This window comes from Planktothrix prolifica NIVA-CYA 540 (assembly GCF_963864145.1).
Taxonomy (GTDB): Bacteria; Cyanobacteriota; Cyanobacteriia; order Cyanobacteriales; family Microcoleaceae; genus Planktothrix; species Planktothrix agardhii.
On the sequence record NZ_CAWLTW010000001.1, the window covers coordinates 3,165,083 to 3,182,691 of the forward strand.

Annotated in this window: 15 protein-coding genes; 9 read left to right on the forward strand and 6 right to left on the reverse strand. The window is 39.5% G+C overall.

The features are described 5' to 3' along the window. Positions 1 to 41: 41 nt before the first annotated feature. The 3 genes from AC559H_RS14070 to AC559H_RS14080 form a co-directional block, all read right to left on the reverse strand. Entirely contained in the window at positions 42 to 539 is a 498-nt protein-coding gene (locus AC559H_RS14070; RefSeq protein ID WP_026796085.1) for a DUF1269 domain-containing protein, read from the reverse strand. Between the two features lie 192 nt (positions 540 to 731). Continuing rightward, complete coding sequence (locus tag AC559H_RS14075) at positions 732 to 3,395, reverse strand: S8 family serine peptidase (RefSeq protein WP_051319648.1); 2,664 nt, start codon at positions 3,393 to 3,395, stop codon at positions 732 to 734. 671 nt (positions 3,396 to 4,066) lie between these two features. Then, complete coding sequence (locus AC559H_RS14080) at positions 4,067 to 6,475, reverse strand: phosphoketolase family protein (RefSeq protein WP_026796084.1); 2,409 nt, start codon at positions 6,473 to 6,475, stop codon at positions 4,067 to 4,069. Between the two features lie 395 nt (positions 6,476 to 6,870). On the opposite strand from AC559H_RS14080, the gene AC559H_RS14085 reads away from it, so the two are divergent. Then, positions 6,871 to 7,509, forward strand: coding sequence for a histidine phosphatase family protein (locus tag AC559H_RS14085; RefSeq protein ID WP_026796083.1), 639 nt, complete (start codon positions 6,871 to 6,873; stop codon positions 7,507 to 7,509). Positions 7,510 to 7,553: 44 nt separating this feature from the next. Continuing rightward, positions 7,554 to 8,780 carry an acetate kinase gene (locus tag AC559H_RS14090; protein ID WP_026785624.1) on the forward strand — a complete coding sequence of 409 codons (1,227 nt, stop codon included), beginning with the start codon at positions 7,554 to 7,556 and terminating at the stop codon, positions 8,778 to 8,780. A gap of 199 nt (positions 8,781 to 8,979) precedes the next feature. Here the strand turns inward: AC559H_RS14090 and AC559H_RS14095 are convergent, their stop codons facing one another. Beyond that, on the reverse strand, positions 8,980 to 11,268 hold the full coding sequence (locus AC559H_RS14095) for a DNA-methyltransferase (RefSeq protein ID WP_202806351.1): 2,289 nt from the start codon (positions 11,266 to 11,268) through the stop codon (positions 8,980 to 8,982). Positions 11,269 to 11,416: 148 nt separating this feature from the next. Between AC559H_RS14095 and AC559H_RS14100 the strand changes: the two genes are divergently transcribed. From AC559H_RS14100 to AC559H_RS14110, 3 genes are all read left to right on the forward strand, one after another. Continuing rightward, positions 11,417 to 11,743 carry a helix-turn-helix domain-containing protein gene (locus AC559H_RS14100; protein ID WP_051319647.1) on the forward strand — a complete coding sequence of 109 codons (327 nt, stop codon included), beginning with the start codon at positions 11,417 to 11,419 and terminating at the stop codon, positions 11,741 to 11,743. Next, positions 11,721 to 12,314: an HNH endonuclease gene (locus tag AC559H_RS14105; RefSeq protein WP_026796081.1), complete on the forward strand. Its 594-nt coding sequence runs from the start codon at positions 11,721 to 11,723 to the stop codon at positions 12,312 to 12,314. The genes AC559H_RS14100 and AC559H_RS14105 overlap by 23 nt, the downstream gene beginning before the upstream one ends. Before the next feature lie 149 nt (positions 12,315 to 12,463). Beyond that, positions 12,464 to 12,844, forward strand: coding sequence for a diacylglycerol kinase (locus AC559H_RS14110; RefSeq protein WP_026785620.1), 381 nt, complete (start codon positions 12,464 to 12,466; stop codon positions 12,842 to 12,844). 113 nt (positions 12,845 to 12,957) lie between these two features. Here the strand turns inward: AC559H_RS14110 and AC559H_RS14115 are convergent, their stop codons facing one another. After that, positions 12,958 to 13,188 (reverse strand): photosystem II protein, Psb35-related, encoded by a 231-nt coding sequence (locus tag AC559H_RS14115; protein WP_026785619.1) that lies wholly within the window; start codon positions 13,186 to 13,188, stop codon positions 12,958 to 12,960. Between the two features lie 402 nt (positions 13,189 to 13,590). Between AC559H_RS14115 and pedR the strand changes: the two genes are divergently transcribed. From pedR to AC559H_RS14135, 4 genes are all read left to right on the forward strand, one after another. Then, positions 13,591 to 13,893, forward strand: a complete 303-nt coding sequence (gene pedR, locus AC559H_RS14120) for a photosynthetic electron transport-dependent transcriptional regulator PedR (protein WP_026785618.1) — start codon at positions 13,591 to 13,593, stop codon at positions 13,891 to 13,893. 24 nt (positions 13,894 to 13,917) lie between these two features. Further along, entirely contained in the window at positions 13,918 to 14,229 is a 312-nt protein-coding gene (locus tag AC559H_RS14125; RefSeq protein ID WP_026785617.1) for a hypothetical protein, read from the forward strand. 18 nt (positions 14,230 to 14,247) lie between these two features. Beyond that, complete coding sequence (gene hisS / locus AC559H_RS14130; protein ID WP_026796080.1) at positions 14,248 to 15,531, forward strand: histidine--tRNA ligase; 1,284 nt, start codon at positions 14,248 to 14,250, stop codon at positions 15,529 to 15,531. Positions 15,532 to 15,874: 343 nt separating this feature from the next. Then, on the forward strand, positions 15,875 to 16,339 hold the full coding sequence (locus AC559H_RS14135) for an ABA4-like family protein (protein WP_036832857.1): 465 nt from the start codon (positions 15,875 to 15,877) through the stop codon (positions 16,337 to 16,339). Between the two features lie 164 nt (positions 16,340 to 16,503). On the opposite strand, the gene AC559H_RS14140 is transcribed toward AC559H_RS14135, so the two are convergent. Then, complete coding sequence (locus AC559H_RS14140) at positions 16,504 to 17,484, reverse strand: ABC transporter ATP-binding protein (protein ID WP_026796078.1); 981 nt, start codon at positions 17,482 to 17,484, stop codon at positions 16,504 to 16,506. Between the last annotated feature and the right edge of the window lie 125 nt (positions 17,485 to 17,609).

A 17,609-nucleotide genomic window follows, 5' to 3' on the forward strand; every position in this document is an offset into this window, starting at 1 on the left:
CCCTGGAATTTAATCCGATCAAATGGGATTAAAAAATTGAATTAAACGGACACGCCTCGGGTACTCAAAACCTCTTGTAGTTGAGCTTCTTCATCTTTAGTTAAAGAAGTTCTTAACACTGTTCCACCATAGGGGGCGATTTCTTCTAAGACTTTATCGGGGGTGACTTTCCGCACTAATACAAAGAGGGCAGAGGTTTTCGGTTGTAAGGTTTCCCCTAAAGATTTCATGAATTTATCATCCACCCCAATATCACTTAAAGCACCACTGGCGGCTCCAGCAGCGGCTCCCACGGCTGCACCCAACAGGGGGCTAAGGAATAATGTCCCAATTAATAAACCCCAAAATCCGCCACTGACTGCACCCGCAGTGGTTAAATCAATGGCTTGGTTGAGTTTAACTTTTCCTTCAGCATTCTTGACAATTACGGCAGCGTCTTCTAATTCGATTAAATGTTCTTTTTGTAATTTAATCAAAGTCATACGGACTTCTTCGGCTTTGTATTCGTCATCGTAGGCGATCGCAATTAAGTCACTCATGGTAAATCAATATAAAATTTGTCATCAGCAGTTTAGCACAAAATCGCTTTTTAGCTCCTAACAAAAAATATTAATTTAACATCTTTCTCAAGGAATATATTATCGGTTTTAGTTCTCATTTATAAAAATGCTATAATCTCAGAAACCGAATTTCTACCAGAAACCCGGTTTCTCTGTCTCTACAATTGAGAATTAGGCTTGAATTAAAAATTGAGTTGCTGTTAAGGCAGGTTTATTGGTTAAGGTTAAGAATTGAGCCCCTGTACCCAAACCTGCGGCTGTACCGTTTTGATTGTAGAATAATCCTCCGGTTGTAGTGTTATACACAATATCTGCTGCACTGGTTGCTGCTAAAGCATCGCTAGTAACTTTAGCAAATTCACTGGCAACAGAAAACCCAGTTCCCGCAACACTGCTAATACTGGTAAAAGTGGTTTTATCCAAGACAATTTGATCGGTTTGTGAGATATTAAAGTCTGTAATTGTATCTACACCTACCGCAGTAGTCGTAAAGGCTGCATTAGTATTGTAGATAAATTTATCCGCGCCGAGTCCCCCTGTAAGGGTATCATTTCCAGCATCTCCACTGAGAGTGTCGTTTCCTGCTAATCCATTAAGAGTGTCATTACCAGCCAATCCATTGATGACATCTGCATTAGCAGTTCCGGTTAAGTTATCAGCGCCAGCAGTGCCATTAATGGTGGAAGTTCTTTGAATCGTTAAACTCCAGCCGCCAGCTATACTACCACTATCCCATCCTACATCATCCTGCACAAATAGCTGCCAAGCCCCATTGGGATTTGTGCCATTGAATGCGGACAACGCCGTACCATAAGGGCCTGCGGGTGCGGGAGTAGGGAAGGTATCACCGACTTCGTAGTCAGTTGGACGATAGGTTCCTGATGTAATTTGAGACCCATCTGGCAATGTCCCTGAAGCGCTGTCACGAAAAGTTAGATTGACATTATTTAAGCGTGAGCTATATCCTCCCCCAGCATCGGACATGAGCATAACTTTTTGTCCCCCAGGCCCCCGCAGAAACATATCCACATCATCTGGCCAAGTATGGGATAAACCGCTTAAGCTGACTTGAATATTGGCAATGTTCCCACTGACACCGGAAACGTTAATCGTTGATGGATAAGGCGAGGCACTGCCGCTCGACGGAATAGTAATACTATTGGGGTTGGTGAAAATTGGCAAAACTTCCTCGGAAACGATTGTTCCTGTTGCCGTATTAGGAGTTCCCCCAATGTATCCTGTACCGGAGTTGATGTTGAAAACAACGGTTTCGTTTTGGCTTTCTGCTAGGGTATCAGCCGTGGGGTCAACTACCAACTGAGCCGTACTAGAGCCAGCAGCAAAGGTAATTGTCCCTGTTTTTGTGCTAGGACTAAATTTCACTGCGCTGTTGGTTAATACCGTATAGTCGGCTGGGTCACTCCCAACCGCAGCCGCATTAGCTGTTCCCGCGACCCCAAAGTTAACCGTCATAGCAGAGGTTAAATTTCCACTGCGACTAAAACTGTAGGTTAAATTCCCTGAACCATCTTCCTGTACTGTCACCGGACTGACATTGACGGTGACAGTGGGGAGGTTGCTACTCATTAAAGCGTTATAAATATTCAACCGCTTCCCTGAGACAGTTATGCCATTGAGGGCAGAAATCGAGTCCCCAGTTGACATGAGCCGATTCTTAACCTGCTGTGCCGTCCAAGTGGGATTTTGAGACCACAGCAACGCCGCCGCCCCGGTGACATGGGGAGATGCCATTGATGTCCCACTATAAGTCCCGTAGCTACTATTGGGAAGAGTGCTATAAATATCCGAACCAGGAGCGCCTAAATCTACAGTGGTGGCTCCGTAGTTAGAAAACCAGGACAATCCATCGGTGCGGGTGGTTGAGGCAACTGAGATGATGTTAGCTAGGTCGTAGCTGGCCGGGTAAGCAGGGGTTGTGTCTGTGTTTTGCGAACTATTACCCGCCGCGGCAATAAATAAAGCTCCCTGTTGTCCGGCGGTATTGATGGCATCGGATAGGGCTTGAGTGTAGCCCCCGCCTCCCCAAGAGTTATTAGTAAGTTTGACTCCCTTCGCCGTTGCATAGTTAATGGCCAAAATCGCATCAGATAGATAGCCCGAACCACTATCATTTAAAAACTTAAGTGGCATAATCTTGGCATTCCAAGCAACCCCTGTCACCCCAACTCCGTTATTGCCTTTTCCCGCAATGGTTCCCGAAACATGGGTACCATGTCCGTGCACATCCATCGGGTTATTGTCGTTATAGGCAAAGTCCCAGCCGCGAGTGTCGTCTATATATCCGTTATTGTCGTTATCAATGCCATCTCCGGCGATTTCCCCTGGATTTGTCCAGATATTCGCCGATAAGTCCGGGTGGTTGTAATCAACGCCGGTATCAATCACACCGATAACTAAGTTTTGGTTGCCCTTTTGAATATCCCACGCTTCGGGAGCGTCAATATCAGCATCGGCTGTCCCCCCACTTTGACCGGTGTTATTCAGTCCCCAAAGTTGGGAATAGCCAGGATCGTTAGGAGTGGTGGCTTGGGGAGTAATTTTTTCTGAACTTTCTGTAGCAGAACTCGGTTTTTCGACATCTTCAAGGGTGATGATATAATCCGGCTCGATGTACTCGAAGCGGGGATCATTCTTATAAGTCGATATTATTTTTTCAACTGTTCCTGAAGGAATCTGCCAAATGTCAATCCCAAGTTGTGAGGCTGTGCTAACTTTTGTGACTCCGATTTGCGCCTGTAAGTTGCTAATTTCATTGGAATTAGCTCCGGGCTTTAGTTTGACTATTACGCGGTCTGAGCTAAAATTCGTATCCATAATGCTCCTATACTGATAATAAACGGGTGGAGATAGACTCTGGTAGAAATACCATTTACTCTCAGAGGCCTAGTTAAGCCTTCTATCTCAATAAAAAGTATTATATCACGAAAATAAGCTTATTACTAATATTTTTTAAGTATCAAAAAAGCAAGTGAGGTGTCATCCATAAAAAATGTTAAAACCTAATTCTGGCAAGGATTAAGAGCCATTTTTAACGTCATTCAGTTAAAGGTAATTTTTAATTGTTGTAAACCGATCAAATCCCGTGAAATTACTTAATTTCGAGAAAAAATTAATACAAAAACAGGGGATACAAAGCAAGAATATACGTCAAAATCCCCGTTTCATGGGGGTTTTAGACGGATCTTAATATATGTTCATAATGAGAAGCCGGGTTTCTGGGGACTTAGTGCGGGTATACAGAAACCGGGTTTCTGAAGTTATCCTGATTTCTTACAACAAATCTACTAGAGAAACCCGGTTTCTAACAACTAAGTGGAAGCTACCAGAAACCGGGTTTCTGAAGTTATCCTGATTTCTGACAACAAATTGAACACAGAAACCCGGTTTCTAACAACTAAGTGGAAGCTACCAGAAACCGGGTTTCTGAAGTTATGTTGATTTCTCACAAGCAATTTAACAGAGAAACCTGGTTTCTAGGATTGTTATTAAAAGGGCCATTTCCAGTCAACAATTTCATCTTTGTCAATGCCGTGTTCATGGGCATAATTGACATTTTCGATGATCGCATTTTTCATCCGTTCCCGGACATAGGCTGCCGCCGAACCCAATTTAGGTACTCGGTCAATTACGTCTATCACCAGATTAAAACGGTCAACTTGGTTATTAATTGCCAACTCCAAGGGAGTATTAATATTCCCCTTTTCTTTATACCCTCTAACGTGCAGATTCGCGTGATTTTTCCGACGATAGGCTAACTTGTGAATTAACCAAGGATAGCCATGGAAATTAAAGATAATTGGTTTATCCGTCGTAAACAAACTATCAAAATCTCGGTCGGATAAACCGTGGGGGTGTTCCGTATCCGGTTGTAACTTAAATAAATCTACAACGTTGACAAACCGAACTTTTAGATCGGGAATTTCTTCGCGTAAAATTGCCGTAGCTGCGAGAGATTCCATCGTCGCCACATCCCCGCAACCCGCCATAATCACATCAGGAATATCAGGATCTTTTCCACAGTCATCACTGCTGGCCCATTCCCAAATTCCAATCCCTTTTGTACAATGTTTAATGGCTTCATCCATTGTCAAAAATTGCAGATGTTTCTGTTTATCTGCCACAATCACATTGATATAATTGGTACTCTTTAAACAATGGTCGGCAACGGATAATAAACAGTTAGCATCGGGTGGTAAATAAATCCGGGTGACACTGGCACTTTTATTTGTTACCACATCTAAAAAGCCCGGGTCTTGATGACTAAACCCGTTATGATCTTGACGCCAAACCGTTGAAGATAACAGCAGATTCAAAGAAGAAATCGGCGCTCGCCAAGGCACTTCATTTCGGCAAATATCCAACCATTTCGCGTGTTGGTTGAACATGGAATCAATAACGTGGGCAAAGGCTTCATAGGTATGGAAAAATCCATGGCGTCCGGTAAGTAAATAGCCTTCTAACCAGCCTTCTAAGGTATGCTCACTCAGCATTTCCATCACCCGGCCATCGGTTGCCAGTTCACTCCCATCTGAATCCTCTGGTAAAAAGTCCCCCACCCAGGTTTTTTTACTAACCTCATAAATCGCATTTAAGCGATTAGAGGCAGTTTCATCGGGGCCAAATACCCGGAAATTTTGCAGATTATTCCCCATCACATCCCGCAGGAAATTCCCCAAAGGCTTAGTATTTTCCACCCCTGACTTACCAGGGCATTCCACCGGAACACCATAGCTACGAAAATCTGGCAACCGCAGGTCTTTTCGCAGCACACCCCCGTTAGCATGGGGACTGGCACTCATTCGCTTTGTGCCTTTGGGGGCCAAAGTTTTCAGTTCGGGAATTAAACAGCCATTTTCGTCAAACAGTTCTTCGGGTTTATAACTCCGCATCCAGTTTTCTAACAACTCCAGATGGGGCGGGTTGGTGGTGACATCGGCCATGGGGACTTGGTGGGCACGCCAGAAACCTTCAACTTTATGACCATCGACCTCCGCCGGGCCAGTCCAGCCCTTGGGACTCCGCAATATAATCATCGGCCATAGGGGACGTTTAGCCACTCCCGTTGACCGAGCTTCGGCTTGAATAACTTTAATTTCGGTAATGGCTATTTCTAGGATATCTGCCATTTTTTGGTGCATCAAGGCGGGGTCAGACCCTTCGACAAAATAGGGTTTATAGCCATAACCTTTAAACAGGGCTTCTAATTCCTCATGGCTAATCCGCGATAAAATAGTAGGGTTGGCGATTTTGTAGCCATTCAAATGTAAAATGGGTAACACCGCCCCATCCCGAATTGGGTTGAGAAATTTGTTAGAATGCCAAGCAGTTGCTAGGGCTCCGGTTTCCGCTTCTCCGTCTCCCACCACACAAACGGAGATTAAGCCGGGGTTATCAAATACAGACCCGTAGGCGTGGGATAAACTATATCCTAACTCTCCCCCTTCATGGATGGAACCGGGGGTTTCCGGGGTACAGTGGCTACCAATACCGCCGGGGAAAGAGAATTGTTTAAAGAATTTTTGCATCCCCTCGGCGTCTTCGCTGATATTGGGGTAAATTTCTGAGTAGGTTCCTTCTAGGTAAACCGGGCCTAATACCCCAGGTGCGCCGTGACCTGGGCCAGCCAGATAAATCATATCCAGGTCGTATTTTTTAATCAGTCGGTTGAGGTGAATGTAGATAAAGCTCAACCCGGGACTGGAACCCCAATGTCCTAATAATCTATGTTTGACATCTGAGGGCTTTAGAGATTCTTTTAACAGAGGATTTTCTCGTAAATAAATCATGCCAACGGCTAGATAATTACAAGCTCGCCAGTAGGCATCAATCTTACGCAGTTCATCCTCACTCAGAGGGTTACTCGTCTCCATGGGTCTATCTGGTGCAGATACCATAAGTCCTGACTGTTATAAAGGTTTTTAGTTTTTCAAGAATTGAGATCATTAAGATATCGTTAAACTGCTGTTTGCTGTTTGAACGATACCCTCATGTCAAAATTGCTTTAAATGATAGCACGGCTTTTTGAATTTAGAGATATTATATTTTATTCTTCCTATTTTTTTAATATTTGCTCCCAGATCGAAAATATTAATAGAAGATTAAGATTAAATTATAAAAAGTTAAGGACTTTTTGAGAATCTGATATGTTAAGCTAACTGAAAATTAAACTACCCCCCTTTTTTATGCAAAAGAGATCCCTCGCTTAATAAGCGGGGAACTTGAACTCAAAGTCCCCCTTTTTAAGGGGGATTTAGGGGGTTAGGATGAATTCTATTGTTTTATCAAAATTATGACTGTTAAATTGTATTTTCTACGACATGGAGAAACCACCTATAGTCAACAAGGGGGTTATTGTGGAAATTTAGATCCCGAATTAACCGAAAATGGCTTAAAAATGGCCGAGCAATTTGCCCAATCTTATCAGAATTTACCTTGGACGGCTGTATTTATTAGTCCGATGAAACGAACTATTGCAACAGCTAACCCGTTGTGTGATGTAGTGGGTTTAGAAATGCAATTTAGAGAAGGTTTAAAAGAAATTGCCTATGGAGAATGGGAAGGAAAACTTCCCCAAACCGTTAATGAAAATTACCATGATGATTATGTTAGATGGTTAACTGATCCGGGTTGGAATGCGCCAACAGGAGGGGAAAAAGGAATTGATATTGCTCGCCGTTCTTCCCATGTGATTCAAGAAATTGAAGAACGTTATCCATCGGGTAATATTCTAATTGTATCTCATAAAGCCACGATTAGAATTATGTTATGTGAATTATTAGGAATTGATATTGGTAGATTTCGCGATCGCATTGCTATGCCAACGGGGGCTGTTAGTATAGTAGAATTATCTTCTCGCGGGCCGTTATTACATACTTTAGCAGATCGGTGTCATTTAGATGAAACTTTACGGTCTTCTATTGGAACTTAGAACACAAATTTAATTTGTCTGTTAATTCTACTTAACTTAATCTTATGAAAATCTTAGTATTAAATGCGGGTTCAAGTTCTCAAAAAAGTTGTCTGTATGAAATTAAAGAACCAGCATTACCCGACTATCCCTTACACCCGATTTGGGAAGCCAATATTGATTGGACAGCTTCAAAAGAATTAGGTTTGATGACCGTAAAAACTCCAGGGGCGAAACAAGAATATCCCTTAGATTTAAAGTCTAAACAAGATGCGATCGCTCAATTATTTAATACCCTAATTTCAGGGGAAACCAAAGTATTAAATGATTTGTCAGAAATTACAATAGTTGGTCATCGAGTTGTCCATGGGGGTTCAGACTATTCAGAAGCAACATTAATTGATCAAAAGGTAAAGTCAATAATTCGAGATTTAATTCCCCTCGCTCCCAGTCATAATCCTGCCCATTTAGAAGGAATTGAAGCCGTAGAAACCCTATTAGGGAATGTTCCCCAAGTCGCGGTTTTTGATACGGCATTCCATCGAACTATACCCGATTATGCCACGGTTTATCCCATTCCCTATCAATATTTTCAAGATGGAATCAAACGCTATGGATTTCATGGGACTAGCCATAAATATTGCGCTCAAAAAACCGCAAAAATTCTAGGAAAACCCTTAGAATTATTAAAATTAATTACCTGTCATTTAGGGAATGGCTGTTCCTTAGTCGCTATTAAAGATGGAATTAGTATTAATACAACCATGGGATTTACCCCACTAGAAGGATTAATGATGGGAACCAGAAGCGGTTCTATTGATCCATCCATTGTATTATATTTAATCAGTCAATATAAATATGATATTCAGCAAATCAATCAAATTTTAAATAAAGAATCTGGGTTAAAAGGTATTATTGGAGAGTCGGGCGATCTGCGATATATTCTAACAGAAATGAACGCTGGAAATGCTCAAGCAAAGCTGGCTTTTGAGATGTATATTCATCGCTTAAAAATGGGAATCGGCCAAATGTTAGCTAATTTAGGCGGTTTAGATGCCTTAGTTTTTACCGCCGGAGTCGGAGAACACGCCGAAAAAGTTCGAGAAGTTGCTTGTCAAGGATGGGAGTTTTTAGGCTTAAAATTAGACTTAGAAAAAAATGCCTCTCACCCAGTTGATCAAGAAGTTTCAACAGCAGATTCAAAGGTTAAAATATTAGTAGTTCATACAGAGGAAGATTGGGCGATCGCCACTGAATGTTGGCATATTTTTAATTCCTATACACAACAATAAATTGTCGGGGCGGGTTCTGAATAAAATTTGATTCTCAACACAAATCTATCTATAGCAATCCTATTTGAGTTGTCATATTTTTTCAAATTTAACCCTGACGGTAGGGGTAATTCATGAATTACCCCTACTACATATAGGGTTACATCCCCAAATTTGCGTAAGTCCTGACTCCGTGAGGTTTCAGATACTATCATTAAAATTAATTACAAAAAATTTCCGTATCAAACAAGCTCCCCTGTAAAGGTTTACTAATCTGAGTGTTAAGTAAGTTTAGAGATAGATCACAGTAATGTTGATGTAACTCAATATTAATAGATGCACGAGATTCTCTAGCAGCAACCCTACCCGTAGTCATACTCCCTGCAAAGGGATCTAGTATGATATCTTCAGATGGCACAATGGAAAAAAGAAGTTTGGGAAGTGCTTCAGGAAATGGCGCACTATGACCATAAATATTTTTACCTCCAACCATTTTTGTTACAGGTTTTTCTTGAATAACTTTTGGTAGTTTAGATAGATCGAAAGAGGGATAACCCTTAGAAAATATGAGTATGTGTTCCCAACAATTTAAGGGAGCCTGATAATAAGGAGAGTCATTACCTTGATTGAAATTTCTGTTACCCTCAATTTCTCCCTTATCCCATGCAATGTTTCCTAAATGGGTAAAACCAATATGCCTAAAAATAAAGCTAATATAGCTACTTAAAATAATTCTTTTTTTACCCATATCCGAAAAAACTATAATATTTTCATTATCAAAGTAGTCAAATATATTGAATAAGTATGGAGATCCATGCTTTAAACATCTAAAAACCTCCTTTGATATGTTGTACATATCGTACAAATAGCAATAAATATTAGACCACTGAGAATATTCTCTGGCATTATAGTATGGAGGCGATGTTACTGCACCCCCTATAGATTCACTGTTTAATTGGTGAAGCACATGAAAGGCATCTCCTTGATATAAAGTTACCCATGGAACCTTAGATAGATTTGAAATTAAACATTGTTTTTCATGTTCCTGATCACAGATAAATCGCTTAAAAAATGAAAGTTCTCTATATTCTTTTGCTAGTTTATTATCTAAAATTTCATTGTATATAAAATATGAACTTTGGGATTTTATATTTCTTCCAAAAATTTCATTTTCGAGACTTTCTTGATTAGAATAAATGACCACAGTATCACCATACAATGAATAAGATTTTATTAAGAATAAAAAAATATCGGCAATTGAAGAAGTTTTTACTATATCTCTTCTCCATTTTTTTAGAATTTCCTTTGGAATTATATTCCTATTATCTAGGATAGCTTGTTGCCTGATAATAGAAGCCAGGGAATAACGTTTTCCTCTATTGTATTTGCTCTTATCGCCACAAAACAGATTTTTACACTCAAAGCTTCTGACACCAAGTATAGGGTAGGAATTACCTTGAACTTTGAATGTTCTACACTTAGGACAAGGAATCAGAGTTTCATCCCGTTCATTCTTTTCAAAAAGAAGAACACTTTTTTCTTGCTGATCTATATAAACAAGATAACAGTCTTTATAGGTAAATCCCTCATTACCTTTCTGAAACTCACAGGTTTTCCGATCTAAATTCTTAATATAATCTATGGTTTGACGCTCTACTTCCTGCCATCTGAAGTATGTGCGATCAATAGGTCTTTCTAAAAACTTTTCACAAAAAATTGTGATATCTGCAATTAAGCTCCATTTGCAGGAAAATTTATCTCCTATAATTATTGCTAAATAACAATGATTTGTTAATTCGTCATAAATTTTAGTGATTTTATCAATAAGTTGACTTAGTAGTCTATCATAATCCTGAAGTTCATCAAAAAAATTATCGACATCAATTATTGAAAGTCCCTGATCTCTAGCAACTTGCTTACTATGGAAATATTTAAGATGTTCCCAATAGTTTTCAAAATATCTCTCTTGACAATTTTTATTAACAGCTTTATGAATAGTATCTTCAGATACACAATAGAAAATATATGAACAAAAAATAGATTCAATTATATTTATGTATTTTTCTTTTTCTTTTAATAATTTGTCTAAGTCAATAAAATCTCTATTTTTTTCTGTTTCAACTTCAGTTGCTAAAATTAAAAGATATTCTAGGTGTTGATGGTGTTTAAAAATATCAGAAACCCATTCATTGAAATTAATTTCAGGACGATTGATGGCTTCTTCTATCTCTAATTTTTGATGATAGTTAAATATTTCTCCCTTCTTGGCTGCTTGATCGATAAAATATCGATATACCTTTCTGTTCAATTCCAGTCTTTCATTGATGACAAAAATTAAGGATTGTTTTATATAATTGACATCACGAATATCTTTTGGAGAAAAGAAAACTAAGTATTCTTCTAGCGCCTGTAGCATATCCTCAGAAGGCTTCCAGCTAGTTAAAGTCCATTCTTGGAAATTCGCAATCAATTTATTGACCAGCACTTTTCTTTCCATTTCAGTTGACATAACATTGATCCTTACTGACAGAATTGAAACCTTTACTATGCAAAGATTTTATTGCTTTACTGCATCTTCATAACTTTTTATGCTATTTTCGCATATTTTGACTGTCATGTCAAGGTTATATTGAACACTGCCTCAATGTCAATTTCGCATGGCTTTATCAGATCGGTCAGATCGGTTTAGTAGGTCAAATGACTGCAACATAAACACCGAGGGAAATAAAGGACACCCAAAGACCATTTTTCGAGATGAGTATATTCAATTGCTTGGCATTTTAAGAAGTGCGCGGGAGAAACGGAGACTTTCTCAAGCCGAGCTTGGGATGCTAGTTGGTCAAGATCAAACGTTTGTCTCCAAATATGAAAATGGTGTGCGACGGCTCGATTTTTTGGAGACTCTGGATATTTGTAGGACACTCGAAATTGATATTCACATTCTCATAGAGGAATTAGAAAATGGAAATCAGTCAATACCCTGACGATAGCAAAAATTGGTCAGATGAGGATTGGTGTAACTTCCTAAATGATTTGATTAATCGCGGTTTAATTTCACAAAAAGAAGTCTGCTCCCTAGTTTTGGGTCATCTAAATCCTTCGCAAGTGGGTACATCTATAGCTAGTAAAAAAACTTTTCAAAGTCAATATCCTAAGCGAAAATGCTGGGAGGCCGTAAGAAAGTGGCACTTTGATCAAAGTGGCAAGTGTATAGATTGTGGGACAAGACTTGAACTTCAAGCTGATCACATTATACCTAGACAAGAATTAGGTGACAATGCTGACAATCTTGAAAATATGACTCTACGTTGTAAGCGATGTAATGTTATACGTCGTCCTTCTCATACACAGGGTGGATTAACAGATTTGACGGCAGAAACTGCACTAATGTGGTTACTTTTTACTAAGCAACCTTCTACCTATCAAGAGTTTAAAGATTTATGTAGAAACTATGGTCTGACTATGGCGGATATAAGATTTCAAGAAGCTTGGGCAATGGCTAAATGGCTCGAAAGAGAAGAAAAGTATTGTATTAGTGATGACTCCCGATATTAGTTCTGGGTTAAGTAAGCTGAATGAGCTTCTCGCCGTGAGTTGAATTTAATTCATCTGTCCAAACTAACGCCGGATCAACTATTCGATTTGCTCTGATTCCAATGGGAGGTTTATTCTCAGGAGTCTTTCAGTAATTTTGATTAATATTTATGAGTAAAAAATTTCGTCCACCTGGCTATCATCCGATCCGAAAGTTTAAAGTTATCTTATCAGGACTCTATTTTGCAGTTGTGTCCGATTTTAGCGTTGCCTATAAGATGATTTTATCTATCTTTGTATTAGGTCTTTGCTTTGTTTTTCGTGAATGGATAGATTTTACTTTGATTCTGTTAGGAACAGGACTGATGCTCACTGCTGAATTGTTTAATAGCTGCATCGAAGCCCTATGCGATTTTATGCAAGAACAGCTAGATGAACGAATTCGGATAATTAAAGATATTGCCGCCGCAGCCGCCGGAATTAGTATTTTGGTTTGGGCTACTATTTTAATTATCGAACTGAGTCATATCTGGATCTCATTGAAACGTTAACTTTAACCCAGTTTCTACTTAATTCTTACAAAAAATACCCCTTCAATTTTCCACTAATTGAGGGGGTAAAAACGTTACTTATTTTTTGTCTTTTTAGCTTGAAGTTTAGAAAATTAATTACTTAAATTATTGCTGGCGTAAGCATCCAAACTATAGGCGGGGACGCGAACAGCGTAGTCAGTTTCTTGGCCAGTGACGGACTGGGCAATTTGCTCGAAGGAGGCAGAATTCCAGTTCCGTTGGTGAATGGGTTTGGTTTGTTCACCCAGGAAGTAAGCCTGAGTCCCAATCACAGCAGCCGCAACCCAACCGACGATGAATAAAGAGATTAAAACTGTAAACATATTATTTTTCTCCTAAGCTGACTTAGTTTGTTCTTTATGTAAACGATTGTAACAGATAGTTAAAAAATATTGCAATAGCTTGACAAATTTTTTTTGGCGTGTTTACCGTACCTGTTCTTGAGGGGCAGGGGAGCAGGGGGAGCAGGGGGAGTGGGGCGTCCTTCCTCGCGAAGAAGTAACAACCAAGAAGTAACGGTTGACAGTCAATGGTTAAGTACAGCCGAAATCAAGAAAAATTAACAAAAAAGTGATAAGCATTTCTGCTAAATTTGACATATACCAGTTATGTCTTGTAAACCCAGAGTTAATTAGAAATTCCTGAGTTTGATCAAATAAAGGATATTGTTGACGGGTTCCCTTTAGAATAATAAATAGGTAGTTATGCAGAAATTGGAAGCTAATATGACGGAAAGCAATTCTCGCAGACCTGTTTCTCTCTCAGATAGAGAAGTGCAAGTCGTAGAGTTAGTGGCTAGTGGATTAACCAATCAAGAAATTTCAGAAAAACTGGAAATTAGTAAGCGTACCGTTGACAATCATATTAGTAACATTCTGACAAAAACTGCCACCGATAACCGAGTTTCATTAGTGCGTTGGGCGTTGCAATGGGGCAAGGTTTGTCTGGATGATATTAATTGCTGTTCTCTACCAGTTGTGACCACTGAGGATGAAACAGAAGTGATCATTTCTTCTTCAGTAGAATAGCAGAAAAAAATAGGTTAATTTTGAATGCAAACAGTTAAACAAAAACAAAAACTTCGCTATCAATTTCGCTGTCCGAAACTTCCCTTAACCGTTTATCGGGAAGTTGCTGCCCATTTACGACAGGTGGAAGGAGTGGACACGGGGTTAATTCCAACTCAGATTAGTCCCGATCAAATCCCGCCAGAATTTGATTATACCCAAAGTCAAGTGGGTAGTTTATGGATTGAATATGATCACAGCCAAAATCCAGAAATTCGTGAACAGATTGATCAAATTTTGGCGTATTATAACGATCGTTATGGCGTCTGGGAAACAATCGATCCGCCACAGGACTAACGATTAATTGAGAAACCAATGGAACTAATTAAAGCATTACGAGGAACACGGGATATTCTGCCTGATGAAATAGGATATTGGCAATGGGTTGAATCTATTGCTAGGGATGTTTTATTTAAGGCAAATTATCAAGAAATTCGCACCCCAATTTTTGAACAAACGGCTTTATTTGAACGGGGTATCGGGGAAGCGACGGATGTTGTCGGGAAAGAAATGTATACCTTTGTTGACCGAGGTGAACGCTCTGTTACCCTGCGTCCAGAGGGAACAGCCGGAGTCGTTCGCAGCTTGATTGAAAACAAACTCCACGCCACATCTGGGGCGCAACGGTTATGGTATACTGGGCCGATGTTTCGTTATGAAAGACCCCAAGCCGGACGTCAACGACAGTTTCATCAAATTGGGGTTGAGGTGTTAGGAAGTCGGGATGCTAGGGCTGATGTGGAAGTGATTGCGATCGCCACAAATTTATTAAAAACCTTGGGATTAAAGAATTTAAACCTTAACTTAAATTCCGTCGGAAATTCAAGCGATCGCCAAGTCTATCGTCAAGCTTTAGTTGATTATTTAAGCCAATATCAAGACGAATTAGATCCCGATTCTCAGGATCGATTATCTCGAAATCCCTTAAGAATTTTAGATAGTAAAGACCCCCGCACCCAAGAAATTGTTCAGGATGCTCCGAGTATTTTAGAATATTTAGGAGATGATTCCCGCACCCATTTTGAACAGGTTAAACAGCTATTAACAGCGTTAGAAATTCCCTACAGTCTAAACCCGCGATTAGTCCGAGGATTGGATTATTATACCCATACAGCCTTTGAAATTATTTCTGATGATTTAGGTGCCCAAGCAACGGTTTGTGGGGGCGGTCGTTATGATGGTTTAGTCCAAGAATTAGGGGGGCCAGAAACTCCGGCCGTCGGTTGGGCGATCGGGTTAGAAAGGTTAGTGATTCTGTTACAACAATTGAACTCTCTTTCTGGTTCTACCTTAGATTTTTATATCGTTTCTAAGGGCAATTTAGCCGAATCTCAGGCTTTAATTTTAGCTCAAAAATTGCGGACAAATGGCTTTGCGGTAGAACTAGATTTAAGTGGAAGTGCCTTCGGTAAACAGTTTAAACGGGCTGACCGCAGTGGTGCTGTCGCTTGTTTAGTATTAGGAGATGCGGAAGCCGAACAGCAAACTCTGAAGTTAAAATGGTTAAAAACCGGGGAAGAAACAACCTTAAATCAATCGGATTTATTTGATGAAATAGATCAATTTCGCCAACAAATCCAATCTTTAAAAAAAACCTAATCCCTCGTTCCAATGCTCTGCATTGGAATGCTATATTGAGGCTCTGCCTCATCATAAATCAAAAATGATCCAATGGTGCGTGTTCCATAGAGCCTACGCACCCGATAGTGGGGTAAAAAATACCTCTTAACCTCCGGCGGCAAAGCTTCCCATAATAATAATAGATAGGGCTAAACCTGGGAACAATAAAATCAATAACAGAAACAGATCGTGAGCATTCATAGCAAAAAGTCAGCTAGATTAACTTGCCCGTAGCATAACATAAATTTCCCGAAAGTGGCTGAAATTTTAAAAATATTTTAGAATAGGAATATTTTAACCCTTGATCTGAGAAATTCTGACCATGACTATTGCAATTGATCAAATTTTTAACGTCGCCAATATTTTCGTCCTTCCCTTTTGGGCATTAATAATTATTTTGCCTAACTGGGGAGTTACCCGAAAAGTCATGGAGTCCTATTTTCCCTTTGTGTTGTTAGCCTGCGTTTATTTATACCTGTTTGTTAGTAGTATTACTCCCGAGAATGCCGCCGCTTTATCTAATCCCAAATTATCAGATATTGCCCATTTCTTTGCCGATGAAAACGCCGCAGCAACGGGATGGATTCACTTTTTGGTTATGGATTTATTTGTCGGACGTTGGATTTATTGGGATGGACAAAAAACCGGGATTTGGACTACCCATTCCCTAGCTTTTTGTTTATTTGCCGGGCCGTTAGGATTATTGTCTCATATCCTGACAACTTGGATTAGTAAATTATTTTTCTCTCAGTCGCCCTCTGAAATTAACCCCGTATCCAATTCTTAATATTATAATAAAAGTATTAGAAGGGAACGGGGAATAGGTAATAGGTAATGGGGAATAGGTAATGGGGAACAGATTTTTTCAAATTTAACCCTGACTGTAGGGGTAATTCATGAATTACTCCCTACCACGATTGGTTTAGGATTGCTATAGTTGAAATATTACCTTTAACCACTGGCATGAATCCCCCTTTCTTTTAACTTCTGCATAAAAAATTCTTCTAGGGTTAATCGAGATAAATTCAAACTCAATAGTTGAGCATTCATTTCTTTTAATACCACAAAAAACGCTTCTGGATCACCCTTTAAATGTCCTTCCCAATAATCTTGATCCCTTTCTAAATCAGATATGCAATTTTGCAGAATATTAATATCTCCGCCTTTTCCTTTAACAATATAGGTTTGAGTTGTTCCCAATAAATCATCCAAAGAACCCATGCTAATTAATTCACCTTCTGCTAAAATAGCAATGCGATCGCAAATTTTTTCCACATCGGATAAAACATGACTATTAAAAAAAACTGTTCTATTTTGTGCTTTTAAAGATAAGATAATTTCCCGAATTTGATACCGTCCCATCGGGTCAAGTCCTGACATCGGTTCATCTAAAAATACCACTTCTGGATCATTAATTAAAGCTTGCGCCATTCCCACCCGTTGTAACATTCCCTTAGAATATTGGCGCATTTGTTTTTTAATGGCGGCGGTTTTTGCTAACCCGACTAAATCTAATAATTGGGGAATGCGTTGACGTTGAATAGATTTCGGAATTTGAAATAGTCCGGCGGCGAATTCTAAAAATTCCCATCCGGTGAGATGATCATAAAAATAGGGATTTTCTGGTAAATATCCTACCCGTTGTTTAACATGGCGATCGCCAATGGGTTTACCTAATAATATACCCGATCCCGAAGTCGGGCGGACAATCCCTAATAAAGTTTTTAATAAGGTGGTTTTCCCTGCCCCATTTTGTCCTAATAAACCAAAGGTTTCTCCCGCATTAATGCTTAAGCTACAGTTTTTTAAGGATTCAATCTTTTGATTCATCCAAAAACCCGTGCGATAAAATTTCCCCAAGTTTTGCGTTTCCACAACGGGGTTTAACGAAGGAATTGAAGCTGAATTTTTGACCTCGATAGCCGAATTCATAAGCGTTAAGGATTAGGTACAATATTTAGGCGGTTATTTCTATTTTAATACAACAGAAGAAATTCGTAGTAAGCCCTTTAGGGCTATTCTGAGGCGTAAACGCTTCACTACGAGATGAAATCTTT